16 protein-coding genes, 1 tRNA gene and 2 pseudogenes are annotated in these 21,561 nt (G+C 57.9%); 5 read left to right on the forward strand and 14 right to left on the reverse strand.

Translation table 11 applies throughout. From position 1 onward, the window contains the following. Window positions 1-107: 107 nt before the first annotated feature. The gene (gene pflB, locus F4V60_RS09795; RefSeq protein ID WP_075730415.1) at window positions 108-2,195 is read right to left on the reverse strand and encodes a formate C-acetyltransferase; all 2,088 of its coding nucleotides are present in this window, start codon (window positions 2,193-2,195) and stop codon (window positions 108-110) included. A 392-nt stretch (window positions 2,196-2,587) separates the two neighbouring features. Here pflB and F4V60_RS09800 point away from each other — a divergent pair. Beyond that, a pseudogene (locus F4V60_RS09800) lies at window positions 2,588-4,540 on the forward strand (solute carrier family 23 protein). 12 nt (window positions 4,541-4,552) lie between these two features. Here F4V60_RS09800 and F4V60_RS09805 read toward each other — a convergent pair. Beyond that, window positions 4,553-5,143 carry a hypothetical protein gene (locus F4V60_RS09805; protein WP_075730416.1) on the reverse strand — a complete coding sequence of 197 codons (591 nt, stop codon included), beginning with the start codon at window positions 5,141-5,143 and terminating at the stop codon, window positions 4,553-4,555. 436 nt (window positions 5,144-5,579) lie between these two features. Further along, window positions 5,580-7,217, reverse strand: coding sequence for an L-lactate permease (locus tag F4V60_RS09810; protein WP_075730417.1), 1,638 nt, complete (start codon window positions 7,215-7,217; stop codon window positions 5,580-5,582). A 537-nt stretch (window positions 7,218-7,754) separates the two neighbouring features. Between F4V60_RS09810 and F4V60_RS09815 the strand changes: the two genes are divergently transcribed. Next, complete coding sequence (locus F4V60_RS09815) at window positions 7,755-9,578, forward strand: N-6 DNA methylase (protein WP_075730418.1); 1,824 nt, start codon at window positions 7,755-7,757, stop codon at window positions 9,576-9,578. Between the two features lie 31 nt (window positions 9,579-9,609). Here the strand turns inward: F4V60_RS09815 and F4V60_RS09820 are convergent, their stop codons facing one another. Then, window positions 9,610-10,146 carry a DUF6308 family protein gene (locus tag F4V60_RS09820; protein WP_075730419.1) on the reverse strand — a complete coding sequence of 179 codons (537 nt, stop codon included), beginning with the start codon at window positions 10,144-10,146 and terminating at the stop codon, window positions 9,610-9,612. Between the two features lie 564 nt (window positions 10,147-10,710). On the opposite strand from F4V60_RS09820, the gene F4V60_RS13000 reads away from it, so the two are divergent. Next, a complete protein-coding gene (locus F4V60_RS13000; RefSeq protein WP_218024724.1) occupies window positions 10,711-11,163 on the forward strand; it encodes a TIGR02391 family protein in 453 nt (150 codons plus the stop codon). A 16-nt stretch (window positions 11,164-11,179) separates the two neighbouring features. On the opposite strand, the gene F4V60_RS12800 is transcribed toward F4V60_RS13000, so the two are convergent. The 8 genes and pseudogenes from F4V60_RS12800 to F4V60_RS09860 all read right to left on the reverse strand — a co-directional run bounded on the left by F4V60_RS12800 (window position 11,180) and on the right by F4V60_RS09860 (window position 19,183). Next, complete coding sequence (locus tag F4V60_RS12800; RefSeq protein WP_232315919.1) at window positions 11,180-11,629, reverse strand: nucleotide-binding domain-containing protein; 450 nt, start codon at window positions 11,627-11,629, stop codon at window positions 11,180-11,182. Then, window positions 11,626-12,504 (reverse strand): annotated as a pseudogene (locus F4V60_RS12805) (SMODS domain-containing nucleotidyltransferase). Before F4V60_RS12805 ends, F4V60_RS12800 begins: the two are co-directional and overlap by 4 nt. Beyond that, window positions 12,488-13,081, reverse strand: coding sequence for an SLATT domain-containing protein (locus F4V60_RS09835; protein ID WP_075730421.1), 594 nt, complete (start codon window positions 13,079-13,081; stop codon window positions 12,488-12,490). The pseudogene F4V60_RS12805 and the gene F4V60_RS09835 overlap by 17 nt, the downstream one beginning before the upstream one ends. A gap of 205 nt (window positions 13,082-13,286) precedes the next feature. After that, the gene (locus tag F4V60_RS09840; protein ID WP_157105737.1) at window positions 13,287-14,612 is read right to left on the reverse strand and encodes an ATP-dependent nuclease; all 1,326 of its coding nucleotides are present in this window, start codon (window positions 14,610-14,612) and stop codon (window positions 13,287-13,289) included. Continuing rightward, the gene (locus F4V60_RS09845; RefSeq protein ID WP_075730423.1) at window positions 14,599-15,771 is read right to left on the reverse strand and encodes a DUF262 domain-containing protein; all 1,173 of its coding nucleotides are present in this window, start codon (window positions 15,769-15,771) and stop codon (window positions 14,599-14,601) included. The genes F4V60_RS09840 and F4V60_RS09845 overlap by 14 nt, the downstream gene beginning before the upstream one ends. Beyond that, window positions 15,768-16,832 (reverse strand): hypothetical protein, encoded by a 1,065-nt coding sequence (locus F4V60_RS09850; RefSeq protein WP_141255875.1) that lies wholly within the window; start codon window positions 16,830-16,832, stop codon window positions 15,768-15,770. Before F4V60_RS09850 ends, F4V60_RS09845 begins: the two co-directional genes overlap by 4 nt. Next, window positions 16,822-18,477: an HsdM family class I SAM-dependent methyltransferase gene (locus tag F4V60_RS09855; RefSeq protein WP_075730425.1), complete on the reverse strand. Its 1,656-nt coding sequence runs from the start codon at window positions 18,475-18,477 to the stop codon at window positions 16,822-16,824. The genes F4V60_RS09850 and F4V60_RS09855 overlap by 11 nt, the downstream gene beginning before the upstream one ends. Window positions 18,478-19,101: 624 nt before the next feature. After that, window positions 19,102-19,183 (reverse strand) — tRNA-Leu (locus F4V60_RS09860). A gap of 204 nt (window positions 19,184-19,387) precedes the next feature. On the opposite strand from F4V60_RS09860, the gene F4V60_RS09865 reads away from it, so the two are divergent. Both F4V60_RS09865 and F4V60_RS09870 read left to right on the forward strand, forming a co-directional pair. Beyond that, window positions 19,388-19,816 carry a hypothetical protein gene (locus F4V60_RS09865; RefSeq protein WP_075731287.1) on the forward strand — a complete coding sequence of 143 codons (429 nt, stop codon included), beginning with the start codon at window positions 19,388-19,390 and terminating at the stop codon, window positions 19,814-19,816. Next, window positions 19,813-20,157 (forward strand): DUF3817 domain-containing protein, encoded by a 345-nt coding sequence (locus F4V60_RS09870; protein ID WP_075730426.1) that lies wholly within the window; start codon window positions 19,813-19,815, stop codon window positions 20,155-20,157. The genes F4V60_RS09865 and F4V60_RS09870 overlap by 4 nt, the downstream gene beginning before the upstream one ends. A gap of 49 nt (window positions 20,158-20,206) precedes the next feature. Here F4V60_RS09870 and rdgB read toward each other — a convergent pair whose 3' ends face one another. Then, on the reverse strand, window positions 20,207-20,818 hold the full coding sequence (gene rdgB, locus F4V60_RS09875) for an RdgB/HAM1 family non-canonical purine NTP pyrophosphatase (RefSeq protein WP_075730427.1): 612 nt from the start codon (window positions 20,816-20,818) through the stop codon (window positions 20,207-20,209). Then, a complete protein-coding gene (gene rph / locus F4V60_RS09880; RefSeq protein WP_075730428.1) occupies window positions 20,818-21,549 on the reverse strand; it encodes a ribonuclease PH in 732 nt (243 codons plus the stop codon). The genes rdgB and rph overlap by 1 nt, the downstream gene beginning before the upstream one ends. Between the last annotated feature and the right edge of the window lie 12 nt (window positions 21,550-21,561).

A 21,561-nucleotide genomic window follows, 5' to 3' on the forward strand; every position in this document is an offset into this window, starting at 1 on the left:
GAAGCAGATGCGATGAAACAGGGTGGGGGTGTGTGGAGAGGCCGGGTAAGGCCGACATCGCTAAGCGATGCCGCCCCAACACGGCCACCCCACGCGGGTGACTGTGGCTAGTTCTCCATGAGGAAGCCGGCGTCGAGGACTCCGACCAGGTTGGTGATGCGCTCCTCCGGGGTGCGCCCCAGGCCAGCCGGGGTAATGGTGTTGGTCAAGGAGATGCCGTCGAGGGCGTCCTTGTAGTCCAGCTTGCCCACGGAAAGCATCGAGGCGACCATTCCGTGGTTATCGGCGCCGTTCTCCGGGTTAGCACCCGGCGCGAAAGGCGTTCCGGCCTTGTGCCCGGATGGGAAGGAACCGGTGGCCTTGCCGTAGACCACGTTGGAGGTAATGGTCAGCACAGACTGGGTCGGGATGGCATCGCGGTACATCGGGATGGCCTTAATCTTCTCCATCACGGTGTGCACGATGGTGGCCGCGATATCGTCCGCACGGTCATCATCATTGCCGTAGACCGGGAAATCGCCCTCGGTCTTGTAGTCAACGATGAGTCCGGTCTCGTCGCGCACCGGGGTGACCTTGCCATACTTGATGGCGGCCAAGGAGTCCGCAACGATGGACAGGCCGGCGATGCCACAGCCCATGGAGCGCACGATGTTGGAATCGTGCAAGGCCATCTCGATGGCCTCGTAGGCGTACTTGTCGTGGCTGTAGTGGATGATGTTCAAGGCCTCAACGTAGGTGCCGACCACCCAGTCGAGCATGTCCTCGTACTTGTTCCACACGTCGTCGAAGTCCAGCGGGCCGTCGCCCTCAACTGCCTGGTAGCCTTCCACAATCTGCTTGCCAGAGACCTCGTCGCGGCCACCATTGATGGCATAGAGCAGGGCCTTTGCAGCATTGACGCGGGCGCCGAAGAACTGCATCTGCTTGCCTACCTCCATGGGGGACACGCAGCAGGCAATCGCCGCATCGTCGCCCCACTGCTCACGAATCTGGCGGTCAGACTCGTACTGAATGGAGGAAGTCTCGATGGAGATGTGGGCGCAGAACTCCTTGTAGCCTTCCGGCAATGCCGGGTCCCAGAACACGGTGATATTCGGCTCGGGTGAAGGGCCAAGGTTGACCAAGGTTTGCAGGACACGGAAGGAAGTTTTGGTGACCATGTGGCGGCCATCGTTGCCGAAGCCGGCATCGGACCAGGTGGCCCAGTAAGGGTCGCCGGAGAAGATCTGGTCATAATCCTCGGTACGCAGGAAGCGCACGATGCGCAGCTTGAGTACCAGTTGATCGATGATCTCTTGGGCGTCGGTCTCGGTGATGAGTCCCGCCTTGATGTCGCGCTCAAAGTAGACATCAAGGAAAGCGGAGAGACGGCCAATCGACATGGCCGCGCCGTCCTGGGACTTGATGGAACCCAGGTAGCCAAAGTAGGTCCACTGGACCGCTTCTTGCGCAGTGGTGGCGGGGCCGGAGATGTCGAAGCCATAGGACTGCGCCATCTTCTTGAGCTTCTTCAGGGCCTTGATCTGCTCGGAATGCTCCTCGCGGAAGCGTGCCCAGTGCTCGCTGAACTCCTGGTCACCGACGGCGTGCTTGGCGGCTTCCTTCTCGGCGATGAGGTAGTCCACGCCGTAGAGGGCCACGCGGCGGTAGTCGCCGATGATGCGGCCACGGCCATAGGCGTCAGGCAGGCCGGTAATGATGTGGGAGGAACGGGCAGCGCGAATGCGCGGGGTGTAGATATCGAAGACCGCGTCATTGTGGGTCTTGCGGTAGCGGGTAAAGACGGTCTTTACCTCTTCATCCGGCTCCATCCCGGCCTCCCGAATGGCCTGCTCGACCATGCGCCAACCGCCGAAGGGCATCATAGCGCGCTTGAGGGGGGTGTCCGTCTGCAGGCCGACAATGACATCGTCATCGTCGGAGATGTATCCGGCGGGGAATACGTCGATATCAGAGGGGGTATGAGTATCGATGTCGAAGATGCGCTTTTGGCGCTCGACCGACAGGTACTTCTTCTCCAGGGTCTCCCAGGTGCGCAGGGTCTTTTCGGTGGGGCCTGCTAGGAAGCTGGAGTCTCCGTCATAGGGGGTGTAGTTGCGCTGGATGAAATCCCGCACGTTGATTTCCTCGGCCCACGGGCCGGGGACGAAACCTTGCCAAGCGGAGTATTGCAGCGGCTGAGTAACGGTGGTCACTTAAGTGAATCCCTTCATATTGTGCGCGTTTCCTCGGTGCGGGGATAGGCGCGCGATTGTTCAAAGTCCTATCAATGGGGCCTTGGTCGCTCTACCCAATTCTCAAACACCGCCAAATGGTGCTTAGCTCCTCGCGACGAGCCCCTCTTTCATTACCCACTTTAGGTACCTGCTCTCTACGCACATAGTGCAAACGATGTGCATTAGGGCACACTTGGATACTTCTTGTATGCAAGGCCGGTCATCGAGTTCATAGAAAACGAACATACGGTTATACGGGGGTAGTCCTTACCCCTCATACCCCTCGGGCTGAGGGGACAGTTTTCTTAAGTTTGCCAGGGATCTACTCTTAAATCCGCACAGCACGCTAGTTCCGCTATAGAGGAGAAGAAGTGGCCGACAATACCGCCGCCCCGGCGCAGGCTCCCACCCCATCACAACCCCGGCACCCAGTAGATGTCGTTCCCCCTGCGCCGAAGCTCGCGGCGCTCGGCTTGCAGCACGTTTTGGCCTTCTACGCAGGCGCCGTCATCGTGCCGCTGCTCATCGCCGGTTCCTTGAACCTCGACGCCGAAACCACTATCCACCTCATCAACGCCGACTTGTTGACCTGCGGCATCGCCACGCTCATTCAGTCCGTCGGCATCGGCCGGCACATCGGCGTGCGTCTGCCGATTATCTAAGGCGTGACCACCACCGCGGTCTCCCCCATCATCGCCATCGGCATGGGTGCCACCAACGGCGAGGGTGGCGTCGAATCGCTGCCCACCATCTATGGCGCGATTATCGTCTCCGGCCTTTTCACATTCTTCGCCGCGCCTGTCTTTGGCAAGGTGCTGCGCTTCTTCCCGCCCGTGGTCACCGGCACCGTTCTGCTCGTCATGGGCACGTCGCTGCTCGCGGTTTCCGCCAACGACTTCATCAACTACGCCGAGGCCACCCCGGCCACCCGCGATCTCCTCTACGGCTTCGGCACCCTGGCCGTCATCATCCTGGTCCAGCGTTTCTTCCGCGGCTTCCTCGGCACACTAGCGGTCCTCATCGGCCTCGTCCTCGGCACCGCCATTGCGCTTCTGCTTGGCGACGCCAGCTTTGCCGAGGTCGGCAACGCCCCCGCCCTCGGCATCACGACGCCCTTCTACTTTGGCCTGCCGCGCTTCGACCTCGTCGCCATCTTCTCCCTCATCATCGTCATGATCATCACCATGGTGGAGACCACCGGCGATGTCTTCGCCACCGGCGAGATCGTCAAGAAGCGCATTCGGCGCGGTGACGTCGTCCGCGCCATCCGCGCCGATGGCGTCTCCACGCTCATCGGCGGCGTGATGAACTCCTTCCCCTATACCTGCTTCGCGCAAAACGTCGGCCTCGTCCGCCTGACCGGGGTGAAGTCGCGGTGGGTTGCCGTCGCGGCCGCCGGCTTCATGATCGTGCTGGGACTGCTTCCCAAGGCCGGCGCCATCGTCGCCGCCATTCCCGCTCCCGTCCTCGGCGGCGCTTCGCTCGCGCTCTTTGCCAACGTAGCCTGGGTGGGCCTGCAGACCATTGCCAAGTCCGATCTTTCTGACGGACGCAACGCCGCCATCGTCACCTCCGCGCTCGGGCTAGCCATGCTGGTGACCTTCAAACCGGATATTGCAGCCGCTTTCCCGGCCTGGGCGCAGACCTTCGTATCTTCCGGCATGTCCCTCGGCGCCATCACCGCGATCGCACTTAATCTGCTCTTCTTCCACGTGGGCAAGCAATCCGGCGGCGATGTCTCGCGCGCCACCGGCTCCGGTATCTCCCTCGATGAGCTCAACCAGATGCCCCAGCCCGAGTTCGTCGCCGCCCTGCGCCCACTGTTCAATAACGAAACGTGGCCCCTGGAGACCGCGTGGGAATCCCGCCCCTTTGCCGATATCAACGAGCTGCGTGCGGCCATTCAGGTCGCCGTCCTCACCGCGGACGATGCCAAGCGCCAGGACCTCATCCACGACTACCCCGCTATGGATGAGCTCCTGCTCATTCCTTCCGAGAAGGCCTCGGAGATCTCCGCTGACCGTGGCTCGCTGGGGCTCACTGAGCTCGACACCGAGCAAAGCGAGGCCATCACGGAGCTCTCCGCCTCCTATCGCAAGCGCTTTGACATGCCCTTCGTGGCCTACCTGGCCACCAACGATACGGTGGAGCGCGTCATCGAATCTGGCCTGCGCCGCTTGGCCAACTCCGAAGAACAGGAAAGGCGCGTGGTGCTCTCGGAGATCGTCGAGATTGCCAACGACCGCTTCGATATCCTGCTTGCTGATGCCAACCCAGTCCGCTCCGCCTGGGACCGCAAGTTCACTGAGGTCGATGGCTCTTAAGACAAGAGCCCTTTAAGCGAAGGAGAACTCCAGCTGGGCCGTCGGCTCAATCGCGGTGATGATATCCGTGTAGAACTGACGCGCCTGGTCCTGGAGCAGCTCACGATTATCGGCGATGTTCTTCTCCTGCTCACCACCCTGCAGGATCTCCGTTATGCGTTGCGCCGGATCGATCTCATCTGTCACCCAGCTGAGCAACCCGTTGTCATCTATGACCTTCTCAAAGTGTTCGTCCGCGTGCCCGATGAAGATGAAGGCCGGCACAGCTATCTTGTAGGCGTTCTCACCAGTCTCCTCGATGCGGACATCCTTGCCCTCGATACCGAGTTTGGCCTTGTAGTCGTATTGAATGAACTGCGTGCGCGCGGAGCCCGGCACCTGCATGCCCCACAAGGCTCTATTCTCCGACTGCCGGTTGAGCCCCTGAATCCCCAGGCTCACCAATACCACCTGTTCTTCTCGCTCCACCGACTTGATGACCTGCGTATTCGTGGACTCGCTCTGCGTGGTCATTCCGAACTGCGGCTTCAGGAAGACTATTGCCGCAATCGCAACCGCCCCCACAATGATTGCCGTAAGGACGGCGGTCAGCACAGTCTTCATCTTCTACCTGTTTTCTCCTCGAATGGTTTCCTTCTTGAAGTATCATTCAGCACTTCCTTAGACTTTTATTCATTTGCGCTAAGTTGTTTCCCCTTTTCACCCCCGCGCCATAAGTCCGCGACAACGCTCCCCGCCCTTAGCCTTGGGCGGCACCACGGCACCATCCTGGGGAGACATTTCGCGGGGCTGCTTGGCGATGCCCCGACTCAGGCCCTCACCATTTCCGCCCCGGGGAGCTGGGCTGGGGCCCGCCTGCGCACATTGTCTCCCCAGTTCTTCCCGGAAGTAGGCGCAGCCTGGGCGGCGCGCGGGTGGCGGGGATTGGTTTCGCGGGGGCATCGCAAAGCACGGCTATTTGGGCATAAAGAAACCTCGGGTGCCACGCCTAGTTAATGGCGCGGCACCCGAGGTAAAAGGTGGAACTAGCGGGAAGTGCTTAAGGCAGCATCCACGCCAGGATGTTGGACTGGAGGCCAACGATGAGACACATCGCGGCCAGCAGGCCAAGGCTCCACCAGATGACCTTGCGGAAGATCTCGGACTCCTTGTTGACCAGGCCGACAGCCGTAGCCGCGATGGTCAGGTTCTGCGGGGAAATCATCTTACCCACAACGCCACCGGAGGTGTTGGCAGCAACCAAGAGGGTCGGGTCAATACCCACGCGTTCCGCTGCAGCCTGCTGCAGGGTGGCGAAGAGGGCGTTAGCCGAGGTATCGGAGCCGGTAACCGCAGTGCCCAGCCAGCCAAGAATCGGCGAAAGGAAAGCGAATGCGGCGCCGGTACCAGCAATCCAGTGACCGATGGTGATGGTCTGACCAGACTGGTTCATGACGTACGCCAGCGCCAACACGGAAGCAACCGTGAGGATGGAGAAACGCATCTTAACGAGGTTCTTGCCGTAAATGCTCGCGGAATCAGAGAAGCCGACGCGGTAAACAATGGCGATGATGACGCCACAGATGAGCAGCAGCGTGCCCGGGGAGGAAAGCCAGCTCAGGTTGTAGATGGTGCTGGTGACGACTTCGCCGTCCGAGTTGACGATGTTGCCGTGCAGACCCGGCCACTGAATCTTAACGTCGCTTGCGGAAAGGAACTCCACTGCCGGTGGGAAGAGCTTAGCCACGGAGAAGATAACGATGACGAGCAGGTACGGGAAGAGAGCCATCCAGGTACGTGCTGCGGTCAGGGTACCGGTAGCGCGAGCAGGGGTCTCATTCTCGCCGGCCTCAGCGCGCAGACGCTCACGAGCCTCGTCGCCGCCCTTGGGCTGCCAGAAGCGGAGCATGATGACGGCTGCGGCCAGACCACAGAGGGAAGCGATGATATCCGTCAGCTCGACGGAGATCCAGGTCGCAGAAACCCACTGGGTGATGGCGAAGACGATACCGATAACGAGGGCGATGGGCCAGGTCTCACGCAGGCCGCGCTTGCCGTCAGCAAGGAATACCAAGAAGAGCGGAACGATGAAGGCCAAAAGCGGAGTCTGGTGACCAACGTAGGCACCAATCTCGTGGTAGTTAATCCCAGTGAGGTTACCTGCGGTGATGATCGGAATAGCGATGGCGCCGAAGGCGACTGGGGCCGTGTTGGCCAGCAACACGGTCGTTGCCGCGCGCATGGGGGAGAAACCCACGGCCAGCAGCATCACGCCGGTAATCGCGACAGGAGCGCCGAAGCCGGCGAGGGCCTCGAGCAAACCGCCGAAACAGAAGGCGATGATGATGGCCTGGATACGGGGGTCATCGGAAACGCGGTCAATAACAAGGCGCAGATCTTCAAAGCGCCCGGACTTAACCGTGAGATCATAGAGCCAAATGGCGTTGATGACGATCCACATGATGGGGAAGAGACCGAAGGCAAATCCCTGCGTGGCGGAGAGGACGGTGAGCTGCACCGGCATGCCGTAGGCGAAGATCGCCACGACGGCTGCAACTGCGAGGGCGGTCAGTCCGGCCCAGTGGGCCTTCCATTTAAATACGCCCAGCAAGAGGAAGACCGTTGCCAGCGGCAGCATCGCTATCAATGCAGAGGTGGCCAGGCTGTCCGCTACAGGGGCCAAATCAGGTGTGTACATGGGTGTGACTTTCAGAGTTATTAGATTAAGAGACCGGTAAGGCCGGTTGGCGCTTCCCGCACTACTTTCAACTGCCCGGCTGCCCAAGACAAACAGGCATGACCGAACGGCTTGCCCACACCGGCGGCGTGGGACCTGTCTCAAGGCCCCGCTTTTCGACGGCGTGAGGTGCAAGTTCGTTGGACAAGTATGACTTTATCAGTGCAGTGAGTCAAACCACACGGTTTTGCGGGTGTGATCCAGTTGTATACATCCTCCTTTGAGGATGACTGGACAAGTTCCAGCCGCATTTACCCCCATAAGAGTGGGATCCAACTCCAACGCTGGCCCCTCCCCCTTTTTGGCGCCTGATCTGCACCCTTACCCTAGAGCCCACGACCACCGTGCCTCAACTTAACGCCAATACGGCGGTGTTAAGTTATCTACATTGCGCCATGAGGCTGGATTGTTTTATGGTGGTTCTAGCGCCGCATCGGCAGCGCTTCTACATTCTCTCCCTACATTCCCCGCCCCTATCACTTACAGGAGATCCCCAACGTGCCTTCCCCTATCCGCAAGATAAGCACCACCGAAATTGCAGAGCTCGCCGGCGTCAGTACTGCGGCGGTGAGCCAGTGGCGCAGACGCCACCGCGGCTCTTTTCCCCAGCCGCTTTCCAGCATCGGGCGCTCTATACTCTTTGACCGCGCAGAGGTCCTCGCTTGGCTAGAAAACCACGGACGTCCCGTAACGCTCGAGAAAACCCCGCGGGAAGCCCTAGTGGGGCTGGTAGAACCCGGGGACTACTCTTCGACTCTGCTCTATCTCGCCGCCTATGCCACGGTCGAGGCGCTCGATGAGTTGCCGGCTCTGGTACGCGAGCGCGTCGAAAGGCTTCTCGCCCAACCAGGATTCTCCCAAGCTTTCGAGGCCCTCACCCAAGACTTTGATGTTGCCGCTCTACTGCAAGAATCCGAATCGCCCATCTCCCTACAGATGGACAGGAGCGGCATCTCCTCTCCAGAATCAATGAACCGACTCATCGCGGAACTCGCACCAAGCACTCCATCCCGAGTGCTGGACCTCGCCTGCGGAAACGGGGGCACCCTCCAGGCCGTCAATGCGCGTTTCCCGGATGCCGAGCTCTTTGGCAACGACCTCAGCGACGAGGCTCTGGCGCAGGCTCAGTCCCGGGCCATTTCCGGAAAGTGGGAAGCCCATACCCACTGGGAAAACCATGATGCCTTCGAGCCTTATGCTCTTCCCGCCGATAGCTTCGACTTCGTCTGCTCCGCTCCCCCGTTTAGTGTTCCCGTGGCCAAAGACCGCCTCGAGATGCACTCTGAACGCTGGCCCTATGGCGTACCCGGCCGCAACGATGACACCAAGTGGCTGCAGGTGGCCCACCGCTGCCTCAAGCCCGGGGGCGTGGGAGTAATCAACGTATTCAAATCCGCCCTCGATCCGCGCAACCACGGCTCAGCACTTGCGCCAATGCTCGCGGATGGATCAATCCTCGCCGTCATCGGGCTACCCGTCTACTTTTTGCCCACCACCGCTATGCCCTCAGCACTGGTGGTCTTCACCAAGAATCCTCGCCCGGTCAGCGAATCCATCCTTTTTGTCGAGGTTCCAAACGCAGAGGCAGGAAAGAACCGCCACGTCGAGGACCTCAATACTGAAGAAGTCTTACAGGTCTACGCCGAGCACATGGCCGGGCACACCATCTCCCCCAGTGCCACCGCAGTGCAGGTTCCTCGCCTCGAGGTCGTCGCCGCACGCAAGCCCTTGCTCGCCTCCTACTGGGTGGCAGCACACAACGAACCCGATGCCGCAGAGCTTAAGAGCGAACTCACGAGCGCGCAGTCCGCAATTCAGCCTGTCTCCCCCGTCGAAGAAGCGCTCGCCCAGCTGCACTTTAGCGCCGAAGAACGCCCGGCAACTCTCCCCTTGTCTAAGTTCCCCGGTGTCAAGCAGATTCCTCGCGCCACCTCCGAGGTATGCCTCCGCGGTGATATTGCGGTGTCCCCGGACTGGGCTCGCGTCTGTGTTAAGGACGGCGAGCACCCCGGTTCACGCGGGGATTCCCTCATTCGCTGCGACTCGGAGGTCCTCGATCCTTGGTTCTTAGCCAGCATCATCGACGCCGTCCTCCGCACGCCCTTCGCACCACATGTCTCCAACTTCGTCCGCTTCGACCTCCAGCTTGTCGATGTCCCCACCTTCAACATCACCCAGCAACGCCAACTGGGTACCCTCTACCGAGAACTTCGCCAGAAGCAGCATGCGGCCGAGCAGCAAGCCAAGCGCTGGGCCGAGCTCAACAAAACCGTGGCCACGGCCATTGCCTCCGGGGCGGTGACGCAGGACGTAGAAGAGTAGTCCCCCGCCGCACAACTAGCTGGCGGCGCTACTACTTCTTTATGGCGTGCGTCCACAAAGCCACATCAAGGAGACGCAATGCAGGTTCCCGGTCAAGACAGTCGTGATCTACTCTGTCGCAAGAAAGACTGGACCTGAACTCCGCCAGTGCCTCCTTGACTGCGTTATCACTCATAATTGAGCGATAGACTCCCCAGTCCCATCGGTGGTCCCGAGTCTTATTGATCCCCAGATAAGTACTCACCACATTATCTCTGACTGGGAAGATCCTCGGTCTTTTACGCGCCACCAACTTGCTGGCAGAAACCCACCGATTCGAGTTCGGAACATTAGGCCGTCCGAGATTGCTCTTGATGAAAGAGTACAAAGCTGACATTTTCTTGAAGTCAGCATCGGTGGCCTCGGCGACAGAAACATCAGGAAGCTTCCGAAAAAGTCCTTCGACTTTGGAAGCTTTCTCAGCATCAAAGATGAGCCTCTTTGCAGCTACAGCTTCAAATCTAATGCTGAGTGTGGAGGCCGCGAACAAATCCTCTGCAGTAATCGCATTTGGCTCGTCATCCGGCAATTGAGTGAACAAAACCCTGAGTAGTTCGACGTCGAGGAATAGTACATTCGGGCTAATTCCATCGTGTCAGGCGCGGAAAGCGCAACGAGGCTCCGCTCTATGGCTTGGGAATGCGTCTTTGCAGGAAACGACATCACTTCACAGTATTGCAGGAGGGGGCGCCCAGCAGGCTTTTGCCTTGTTAAGGGAGAGGATGCAAGAACTCAATGAGAGTACTCCCTTTCAACAGAGGAAACTGTTGTACCGCAACGTGGACAAAACTGTATCGTCGTTCACTATGTCACTGACGAGTAAAGGCCGTAGCCTTAAGCGATATGCTTATCCTACGAAAACCTTCGAAACCTGCCCCTTTCGGATCTGAGTGTAAACATCCTCAGATCGTTGGGTGCCGAGCCAAACTTCAACAATCTGATCCAAAGCTTTAGACAGCGCGGTGGATATGGTGAGCCGTCGCCGCCCGATCTTGAGGTCTTGTTAGCGCGATTATCGGACGCGTGGGCATGGCTTGAGTCTCATGCCCTCATCGGTCGCTCCTCGAAGAACCCCCGAGACGGCTGGTGCAGAGTGACCAGCGCAGGGAAGGGCCTGCTTGAGGACCCCAAAGCACTTTCGAAGGTCTGGGCGGACGATCGACTTGCGGGTGAGCTTCACCCTGCATTGTATTCTGCCCGATCGAGTTTCGCGCTCGGGGATTATGAAACGGCCTCGTTTTCAGCGATGAAAGCCATCGAGGTTGAGGTTCGCAGGGTTGCGAGTCCTCCAAATGACCTAATCGGCGTACCGCTAATGCGAAAGGCGTTCAGCCCTAAGGAAAGCATCTTGTGTGATCCTGGTGCTGACGCCGGAGAACAGCAGGCGATCGCTGACTTGTTCGCGGGTGCTATCGGCACGTATAAGAACCCGGCGAGTCACCGCACAGTTCGCTTTGACGATCCGATAGAAGCTTCCGAAGTACTCCAACTGGCAGACTTGCTTCTTCGAGTCGTGCAGCGAGCATCCGACAGAATAAACCCGTAGACCAACGCTCACATACTCACAGGTCGCCGTACCGACTAGAGGGATTCGCGCTGATCGGTACCTGGAGACGGTCTCTAGCAACAACGATCCGGTTCTGCAGTACGTAGCACTCGACGAGGTGATCTCCCTGAAACTCTGTCTGCTCGTGTCTGACGTCCGCTCGGTTCGAGTCGATTATCTGGCCACGGATCTTGTTTCGGCGCTCGGCATCTTCGCCACGGTTGAGTACCTTCCACCGCACCTCGTACGGGACAGGCACACCGCACTCGGCGATCGAAAAATCCAGATCCTTGTTAGCAAGAAGCAAACTCCTGGTTTGAAGCATCTCTCGCAGGGAGACAGGACGCCAGCCGTTTTGAGTGACTGTGCACTCGATCGAAAGCGCGTACTGGATGTCGACAGGGTACTTCTGCTCGATGAACTCTTCAGTGTCGTCGAACGAGTACGAGGACTTGCTAGATTTCAAGGGTACTGCAGTGCCGAAGACCTCTCGCCACTTCTTGTTTGCAGAAGGCTTACCTTCATCGGTGATCGCTTCGTGGCAAAGTTTGAAGGCTTTCTTGGCCTTCGCTTGGAAACTCTTTTCACCTTCACTCGTTGGTGACTGCCTAGCGCTAAATAATAGTCCTTGTCGGGTTCGTCTTTGAGGAACTCGAAGAAGTCTCGGGCCATCAGACCGAATGATCCTGTACCTGCAGAGTCGTGCTCATCCGCTGTTGAGAAGAAGCGATGCACCAATGTATCGATGAGTAGTCCGCCCATAACTACGCCGTTCGCGTTCTTCCACGACCGTGCCATCCTCGCGAAATGGCGCGAGTTCTTCGAGGTGCGGTCGCTGCATTCCTTGGTTGCACTTATCTCCTCGCGCGGTTTGGTGGTCTTCCACGTTTCGCCCACGGTGGAGGGATAGTCGAAGCTGCCGTCGGCGTTCTCGAACGCGGGCTGGACCTCAAACTTGAACTTATTGCTGGTGAATTGTACTCGCACAACGCATTGGTCAACTCGGATATCGGTGTTTGTGTACCGTGCTTTCAGCACATCACGGACTCGGTTGAGGATTCGCCTTGGGCCTGTATCACTTTCGTAGCTTCAGCGAAGACTGGCCGGGAGGATGTAGATAAGGTCAAGATCCGACACCCCTTTGATGGCGGTATGCCGACCGTAGGAGCCAATCATGAGGCGGTGCTCGGTCGATCCGTCTTTGGAGCGAAAGTCCTTGTTGAGCACTTTGGTGATCTCGTCTCGACGAGCAGCAACGGACTCGCTAGTGTCGCCCACTTTAAGATTCTTGAGCAGTGTGTCAAATATCTCTGATGTCTCCACGTCATGCCTCGCTCTCATTGAGGCGAAGCGCCGCTGGGAGAAAAAGGTCAATCTCGTGAGGCATAAACGTCATCTCTTCGTTCTCCTTGAGACTCTTCTGTGCCTTAGAAAATGCGATTCTGCCAGTCCGCGGTGCCGCCGCGTAAGCAGCGCGACTGGCTTCCTGTAACTCCTCGCGTAGAACACGCGCATCCGAATCGGATATAACACCGGACATCAGGTCAGAGATTAGCGACAGGTAGGACTCGCGGACATTCCAAAGCTGAGAGGCAACATCCCGGTGCGCCTCGGCCTCATCCGCGAACTTGAACGTCTTTGTGCCTAGACTCACTGCCGTAACGAGAAGCGCAATGAAGGATGTCGTGAAGCTCGCCAGTTGCGGGTCGATCAGAACTCCAAGCACGGAGGCGAGGAAGGTGCCAGAGCTGATCGCGGTGAGTGCGATCAGCGTTCCTTGCTGCCATCGATGCTTACCGAAGCTGATGTCCGCTTGCTTTTCCTGGGTCTTTTGGCTGTAGACAACCCGCCCAAACGCTTCTCGCACTTGAGCGATCAGGTAAGGGTCAGGAGTCTGGGTCACCCCCTCGTTCGTCATGTTGCTCCTACTCGTCGTTCGCTAAGAGTGCTTCCAGAAAGGACCCTTTGGTTCTATCACAAACCAAAAGAGCGATGGTTGACGACGATCGCTGCACACGCCCAAAGGATGCATCAGACCACCCACAAAGGCTCCGGCGTGTATGGACAAAGAAAGAGCATAGCCAAAAACTGCCAGAATGTATGGCTATGCGGTCCAATTGGTACTAGAGTTTTAGGGCCTTAGTGAACGCTTCGAGAAACTCTTCGGCCAACTCTTGATTTTGTTCAACCCAAATCTCCGTGATTGCGGTAAGAAAACGTGGCCTTCCGAACCTCTCTGCAAGCTCATTAACCCAGTCATGAGGATCGATACCCTCGCGCGCTTGAATCTCGCGGGCTATCTCTTCCGCACTATTGCCAAGTCGGATCGATAATGCATGCGAATCGGCACCGCTCTTCAGAAGTGAATCCGGGTCACTCTCAGAGGGCAAGAACAGTACTGGCCATTGCGTGGGCTTTGAGGCCGCAACCTTGGATCGCTGATCGCCATCAAATAAATAAATGTGCCCGACTGCTGGTTTCGGTGGAAGCGGCAGATGACTTTGAAGTCTCACCATGTACCCTTGCCCTCGGCTCCAAACAATAGATATCTCTTGGGCTGCCCGCCTCCCCAGTTTTCCTACAAGAGCATGCGCGAGGTAGTAGGCAGATTCATCTTCTACAAATATCTCGTACCGAACAGGAGGAGGTGTAAGCAAAGTTTCTGCGACAGTCGAGTCTTGCGAAACGTGGATCGCCGAAAGACCTCCATCGGCGTCAACCGAAAGCACCGCAAGAGATGAAGCATTGCTCGCAGACTCGATCACATCAGGAGAGTGAGTTGAGACTACAAGACTCCAACTCCTCTTAAGGCAGATACTTTGGAGCCGAGCGAGAAGAGCAGTTGACGCCGTCGGGGGCAGATACGCGTCTGGCTCATCAATCAGGAATGTCAGTTCAGTTGCATCGCGGTACTGTTCAATAATCCAAAATAGGAAGTGGACCGAGAACTCTCCCAAGCCCATATCTTGAGCCGAGTAATCAATTCCGCGGTAGCTTGCCTCAAAGTACGGAACAAGCGACTGTTCGTCATCCCTGATCCATCTGAAGCGTTTCTCCAACTCAGGTTCAGTGGATTCAAGCTCTAAGGCGAACCAATCGATATCTGTATACTCGCGTCCCACAATCCTTTCAATGTCGCTCCTGCGCTCCGAATCCGGACCAAACCGCTCGTACTCGTTCTTCATGTCCTTCAAGTCGTCACGAGACCGGAGCACATCGAGGGCCTTTTCGCACAAGGAATGAAGATTGATCAGCACGGCCTTCTCATCGAGATACCGCGAAAGCGAGCGGAGCAGACGAGATTTTCCGGTGCCGTTGCGCCCAGCGATGACAAGGCAAGGCTCAGAGAGATCGATCTCAATTCCATCGACATTCACTACTTCAGTGGCTCGACCTGCTCGACTCTTTCGGAGTGCATCCCAGGCGGCATCTTCCTTAGCTTGTCTCATAGGAAGATTCCGGCACCAGAGGATTACCCCAATCGGACGCTGACAGAAACTCGACAATTAAAGTCTGCGTCGAATCAGGATCCGCCAAAATGCGATCAAGGAGCGCATCGGCTCCTCTGTAAGAAGCGGTTTCGAATACTATTCCTGAATATAGGTGGAGTGTAAGGTCGCGAATCAGCACAGAAGAAACATCTGTTACTCGATATGAGGCTCTGTCGTCGTAAAGTCGGAGAACCTGAACCAAGGCTCTATCATCGCTTGACCGAGTCTGACGATCACCTGTCCGTGCCGAAACTCTGTCGGCTTCAAATCTGGCGAGCAGGTGATCAGGGATGTTTCCGTTCAGCCCCCTAGACCAATAGCAATAGGTGAGCCAGCTTTGAAGAGTACCCTTGTTTAGCTTTACTCGAGCGTCAGATTGTTCAATCTGACGCAACAACAGCTGGCCCGCCTCGCGGACAGCAGTCACTGTGCGTGGCGAGAAAGAACGTGACCGGTAGAACTCTTCAACCACCTTGTTGTTGATGTGCTGCCGAATGTTGTCTACTTCAAGAGCCACACAGGTACGAGCGACTATGTCATCGTATGCAAGTCTTGCATTGCTGAAACCGATCCTAGTTCTGTCAAGAAGGCCCGTACCAGTGAGTGCCTTCACAAGGGCCTTGACCTGATCCCGAGCCTCACCGTGAAGAGCATTGCGTTTTTCGGGCGGTGTCAAATTATATGACTGATTGAGCCGGAAGAATAGTTCGTTTGGTTCCTGTGGCTCGTACTCCGTGAGGGTGATTATCTGCAGTTCAAATCGGTTCACAGCTTTCCTTACCCGGGGCGGGAGCTGAGAATACTTCAGTCCATGAAGGCTTTCAATTCGTTCGTCATAGGGCTCGATCGTGCCGTCAATCTTCACTTCATCCGAGAAGAACTTGCGAATCGCCACGAGTCTTTGCTGTCCGTCGAGAACTACTTCTTCACCGTCGTCATCGATGACGATGTGAATCGCTGGAACGTACCAATCCCGCAGAATTGTATCGAGCAGTCGCTGCCGCCGTTTCGAATCCCAAACCTCTCCACGCTGGAAATCCGGCTGCAGATCGATCTCACCCTCCTTGATACGGTTAACGAGCGACTCTAGCTGTAGATCCGACTTTCGAAGTTTCATTCAGTCGCCTCGTTTAGGTTTGTTTTACTGAGTGCTCGCTTGCGCCGAAGCCGAGCCTCCGCATGCATGTTGACGGGGGTCGCATCGATCACGCGCCTGACCATCTCAGCGATGAATCGGTCAGGACGCAGGTCTGCGGGCACTCTCTCCCAAGGAAGTTTGACAGGAGGAAGACCTGCAATTGCCAGCGCTACCTCGACGTCAGACTGTTCTACAAGTTCCTCAGTGTCGTCGTAAATGTCATGGCTGCCGTGGACACCGGCTTCGACGAGGGGGTCTTCGCCGTCTCCTTGGTCATCATCTGACTCCTCGACAGAGAGGTGATCACCGTATTCAATGACGATCAAAGATACGGCGTGATAGGCATCGTCTTCCCTCCCGAGCTTCTGAAGCAAGTCGATTAGCCACTCGGCCTTATCAGGCGACTCGTCGAAGATGGTGGACCGCAGCCCGTAGACGAAGCCGAGCGCGGCGAGAGGGTGGCGGAGCCGGAGGTTTTTCGCATCGCCGTAAGATTCCTCGACGCGGTTGGCTGCATTCTTTCCGAAACTAGAGTCCATCCGTTTAGTACTGATAAGAAGTTCTGGTCCCGCCGCCCAATTCGACATGACGACGTCAACTTGTTTGAGATAGTTCTTGCCAAGGATGTTTGCCGAGGATGCGGCCGCTCCGGTGGGTGGCGTTTTTGCCCGAAGTCTCTTCCAGAGCGCATCGCGTTCTTTGGCTGTTACCTTGTTAAGCAAGCTCACGACCGGGCCAGGCAAGATTCTTGGTGCCGAGGGACGCGGCCAGGCTGCGTCAGCATCGAACCCAGAGCGCCGGAGCTCGTACGAAAGCCAAACATCCAATGCGAGTGCGGGTACGCCCGTCGTCGTAGGGGCTTTCAGATAGAGAGGAACTCCAAGCAGCTTGATAAGGGTTTCATAGTCAGGCTCATAAGAAAGAGCTCCACTCTCGTCTCTTACCCAGGGGTTGCTGTGCTCCCCACCGGGGGCGGCATCAGCGACGATGCGATCAAAGATCGCCCACGCTTTCGCTTTTGTCGATGGTTCAGTGGCCACTTCGTCCCCTTGCTTGGCGTCGGCCGGCCAAGGTGGCATGGGCGTCTCGCACATGGTCGAGTTCTGATTCTGTAATGATGCCAGACCCGACGAGCACGGCACTGTCGACGAGCTTCACTGCCGCGGGGAGATCACCTCGTTGGAGAAACTTCGCAACGTCTGGTTTGATCAAGCGCAGCTGGTCTGCACATGTCTGGACATGTGCAGGTGAGGGCATTGCCCAAACATCGGCCTCGCGCGGCTCAAGTTTGAGAATCCCTCCCCCATACGAGCGCCCCACCATTTCGGCGTTGAGGAGAGTCACCGAGTTGAGGCTAGCGCTCGGGAGAAGCTCGCGCCCTAACTCCCTGTGTTGACCGTCGAGATAGACGCCATGGACCGAGTTGAGGTGGTGCGCGCCCGCCATATTCGTCGTCAGCCGAGGCGTGTCTGCGTTCATGCAGGTCAGCAGCAAGTCAGCAGGTTTCAGCAACGGCACTCGATACCACGGTTTCCGCACTCGGCACTTGTATGCTTCGTCAACACCTGCGAGGTGTCCGGCGTCAATGTATGCCTGCGACGCTGGAGACGGCTTATCTGATGGGCGGAAAAGCCACGTTGACTTGCCTTGCTGCCCCAGCTTGGTCATTGCACCGGTGGAGAGTTCAAGGCCCCTGAGATGAGAGCTTCCGGGAGGCGATAGGCGCACGAGATCTTTTCGAGGCAGACCAAGCTCCTTAACTCGTGCCGGGGAAAGGGCGAAATATCGATTGTTGCCCGTGACCATTCCGAGAGTGGTGTCGCCCCAAGTATCGAGGCTTGTAAAATGACCTTCCGCACAGAGCGCACGAAGATGTTCCTCTGCATCCGAATCTACTAAGAGTCCTGTCCACTTCGCCGAGGGGTCAGTGGGCTTCCAAGTGAGCGGACCGCTAAGCGATGCGAGTGCCTCGGCGTCCTGCGCTTGATAGATCGTTGCGTGATCGGTTGGCCCCTCATTGAAGCCGTCGGCGAGGAGCAGAACGACATCGGCTTCCGCTTCGGGGAAGACCCGCTCTGTGAAGAGCACAAGTTCAACGCTACGGAATCGGTCAAAAAGAAACTGTCTGACGGCCGCTGCGTAGTTTACGCTGAGAAGCTCTGCAGGGAGCACGAGGCCCATCCGTCCCCCATCTTTTAAGAAGAGGGCGGAGTGGACCGTGAACGCGGCCCAGCTTGACGCCAACGCAGTCAGAGAAACACCGGCTTTCAGAGCCGCTGCGCGAGACCTGGTTCGAGAATCACCGCTGAAGTCTTGATAGCGGATGTAGGGCGGGTTTCCGACCACGGCAGAGTATCGAGCCTGTGGCTCGATGAGGAAGAAGTCGCTGACTGTTATGTTCGGGCTTCCCCCGGCTTCCTCAACTCGACGGCGTGCGACTAAAGCACTGTGCTCGTGAATCTCAACTCCATCTACAACGGGAGCTTTAGAGCCATGCGCTTGGAACCGACGGACTGCCTGGACAAGGAACGCTGCATCACCAGCAGAGGGTTCAAGCACCGTGTCCGTTGAACTACGAATCGCCCAGTCGGTGATATAGCGCGTTATCGCATCGGGTGTGAAGAACGCGCCACGAGCTTTACGCAATTCTGCCGTGTCGACAGGAGCGGCAGCGGATTCAAACATCTCTCCACTCTACCGCACACCCCCAACAGACACACGATTCCACGTCCAGCATGGCGCGCTCTGGCCAAACACGGAGCCACCAGTTGATGAGATGAGAAAAGCCTGCCTACATGTTCGAGATGGTCCGCTATCTCATCACGCTGGTATTCCGAATGCTTCCTCCAGGAAGTCCATATTGGCCCAGTTCACCGTTTTCTTCCGATGGAACCAGCTTGGAGAGACGTCGAGTATCCCATCCCCGTGCATCGAGGAGTGGAACTGCCTGCGGATGTTGCTCGTCTTGTGCGGCATGCCCAGAGGAACAGCGCATCCGGGTATATGAAGTAAATCTTCTTAACACGTGCCTGTCCAGTCTGAAGCCCGAACCCAGCCAAGACAATTCAGAGGACGGCACCAGAAGCTTTGGGGTGATCTTGTCGGTGGGTGGGCTAGCCCTTCCGGCTCACGATCGTACCCGAGACCCACACCCTCACACACGATCTTTGCTAGTGCACGCCGCAAAACATCATTGTTGAGCATTAGGGGAGCTGAACTCATGAACTCACCGCCGCCAACAATAAGAAGAGTGATGTTGTACCCCAACCCGTATTCCTACAAGGCAGGATTATGACATCACCCATTGGGTGCGCCCGGAGAGACTTGAACTCTCACGTCATAAGACACTAGAACCTAAATCTAGCGCGTCTGCCAATTCCGCCACGGGCGCAAGATGCTGCGGTTTATGCACGGTACACGTGGGCACTGTGGCTACTCGCGAGCAACAAGGCGTTAGTTTACATGGTGAGTGGCCCAGTCAAGAAACTGGGCTGTGGGGCGGCGTGCTGAGCGTCACTAGTCCCAGGTGGGTGTGCCGCGTTTCTACGCTTCCGGCGAGGTAGTAGGTAGGCTGTCATGCGTGAGCAACAAGGACATGAAGAAAAAGAAAAAGGTGAAAGTCCGGTGGTGGCACATCGTCCTCATTGGGATATTCGTCGTTCTGTTTTTGTTTCTCGCCTTATGGCAGTGGTCGCGCTTTAACTCGGGGTCGGGGACGTTCCAGAACTTGGGCTATGCCTTGCAGTGGCCGCTCTTCGCGGTATTCGTGGTCTACGCGTACCGCACCGCCATGAACTATGAAAACGAGCGCATCGACGCAGAGAACGAGGCCGCCGAACAGGGCATCGACGGTTACCAGCATGATGTGGTCACCGAGAAGAAGAACCAGGCCGGCGCCACCAAGATCGATGAAGACTTCTTGCCCCAGCGCCCCCGCATCGACGTCGATACTTTCAACGCCCTTAATCAACCACGCCGCAGGCGCGGCGACGAAGACGACTTTAAAGAGAAAGATAGTCAATGAGCACTCAAGTCCATCCTGACCGCCAAGACCGCATTCGCGGGCCCCTGAAGTTCTTTACCGTGGCGGCCACCGTCACCGGTGTATTCCTCATCATCCTCGTGTGCAGGATGATCCTGCAGTACATCGTTGGTGTCGAGATGCCAGAGTGGGCCACCTATATCGCGATGGCCCACGGTTTTGCCTACATGGTGTACTTGCTGTCCATTTTGGTGCTGGGACCGCGGGCGCTGTGGTCAGTGGGAACGCTGTTCACCACGGCGCTTTCCGGCGTGGTGCCCTTCTTCTCCTTCTATATGGAGATAAAGCGCCGCAAGGAAATCATCGCCCAGTTCCAGCTTTAGTGGGCCTCTGGGACTCTGGTCCTGCGGCCCTTCGGGGCCCTTGGAGCCCCTAGGCTTGCGTCGCAGCCAGTCCCTTGATGACCTCGGTTAACTGCGCGAGGGCGCGGCCACGGTGCGAGACGGCGTTCTTCTGAGCCGGCTCCATCTCCGCAGCACTGTGGTCCTGTCCTGCAGGCATAAAGAGCGGATCGTAGCCAAAGCCGTTGGCACCTTGTGGGGCGCGCAGCAGCGTGCCCGGCCAACGACCCTCGGCGATGTGCTCCTCACCATCGGGGGTGACCAGGGCGCACACCGAAACGAAGGCGGCGGCACGGCGTTCATCGGGGACATCATGCATCTGCGCGAGCAGCAGCTCGTTATTAGCCGCATCGTCGCCGTGGCGGCCAGACCAGCGCGCAGAAAGCACGCCGGGCATGCCGTTGAGTTCGGTGACGGCGAGGCCGGAGTCATCGGCGATGGTAGCAATCCCAGTGGCGGCCACGCCGGCACGCGCCTTGATCAGCGCATTATCGGCAAAGGTACGCCCGTCCTCGATGGGTTCGGGGTAGGAGGCGACATCGCCAAGCGCGAGGAGCTCAACGCCATTGATGCCGGCCTCCCCCAGAATCTTCTCGAGTTCAGCGAGCTTCTTAGGGTTATTGGAGGCCACGAGCAGCTGCATTAGGACCACCCCAGCGCGGCCTTCTGCGCCGCGATGAGTTCGGTGCAGCCCTGCTGTGCCACGTCGAGCATCTCGCCGAGCTGTTGGCGGCCGAAGAGGCCGTGCTCGCCGGTGCCCTGAATCTCCACGAAGTCCCCGGATTCCTGCATGACGACGTTGAGGTCAACCTCCGCGCGCGAGTCTTCCTCATAGGGCAGGTCGAGGCAGATGTGGCCGTCGATGACGCCGACGGAGACTGCGGCGATGGGGTCGAGCAGAGGCTCGCCGGGGACAACGCCCTCGGCCTTGAGGTACTCGATGGCATCCGCAAGGGCGACATAGGCCCCGGTGATGGCGGCGGTGCGGGTGCCGCCGTCTGCCTGCAGGACATCGCAATCGAGCTGGATGGTGTTCTCCCCCAGCTCGGAAAGGTCCACTGCGGCACGCAGGGAACGGCCCACGAGGCGCGAAATCTCGTGGGTGCGCCCCTTGACCTTGCCCTTCATGGACTCGCGCGGCATGCGCTCGTGGGTGGCGGAGGGCAGCATGGCGTACTCGGCGGTCAGCCAGCCTTCCCCGGAATCGCGCTTGAAACGCGGGACACCAAACTCGACAGAGGCGGTGCACATGACTCGAGTGTTGCCGAACTCGACGAGTACGGACCCTGCGGGATTGGTGGTGAAGTTACGGGTGATGCGGACGCTGCGCAGTTGGTCGAGTGCGCGGCCGTCGGCGCGGGAAAAATCAGTCATGCATTCAAGGGT

Origin of the sequence: Corynebacterium flavescens (genome assembly GCF_008693105.1) — a bacterium.
Lineage (GTDB): Bacteria > Actinomycetota > Actinomycetes > Mycobacteriales > Mycobacteriaceae > Corynebacterium > Corynebacterium flavescens.

Excerpts from the sequence above, each read along its gene's own strand:
- F4V60_RS09805 (WP_075730416.1), bottom strand. The coding sequence starts at position 5,143 with ATGAAGACTGTGCTGACCGCCGTCCTTACGGCAATCATTGTGGGGGCG.
- F4V60_RS09810 (WP_075730417.1), bottom strand. The coding sequence starts at position 7,217 with ATGTACACACCTGATTTGGCCCCTGTAGCGGACAGCCTGGCCACCTCT.
- F4V60_RS09835 (WP_075730421.1), bottom strand. The coding sequence starts at position 13,081 with ATGACGAACGAGGGGGTGACCCAGACTCCTGACCCTTACCTGATCGCT.
- F4V60_RS09840 (WP_157105737.1), bottom strand. The coding sequence starts at position 14,612 with ATGAGACAAGCTAAGGAAGATGCCGCCTGGGATGCACTCCGAAAGAGT.
- F4V60_RS09845 (WP_075730423.1), bottom strand. The coding sequence starts at position 15,771 with ATGAAACTTCGAAAGTCGGATCTACAGCTAGAGTCGCTCGTTAACCGT.
- F4V60_RS09855 (WP_075730425.1), bottom strand. The coding sequence starts at position 18,477 with ATGTTTGAATCCGCTGCCGCTCCTGTCGACACGGCAGAATTGCGTAAA.
- F4V60_RS09865 (WP_075731287.1), top strand. The coding sequence starts at position 19,388 with ATGAAGAAAAAGAAAAAGGTGAAAGTCCGGTGGTGGCACATCGTCCTC.
- F4V60_RS09870 (WP_075730426.1), top strand. The coding sequence starts at position 19,813 with ATGAGCACTCAAGTCCATCCTGACCGCCAAGACCGCATTCGCGGGCCC.
- rdgB (WP_075730427.1), bottom strand. The coding sequence starts at position 20,818 with ATGCAGCTGCTCGTGGCCTCCAATAACCCTAAGAAGCTCGCTGAACTC.
- rph (WP_075730428.1), bottom strand. The coding sequence starts at position 21,549 with ATGACTGATTTTTCCCGCGCCGACGGCCGCGCACTCGACCAACTGCGC.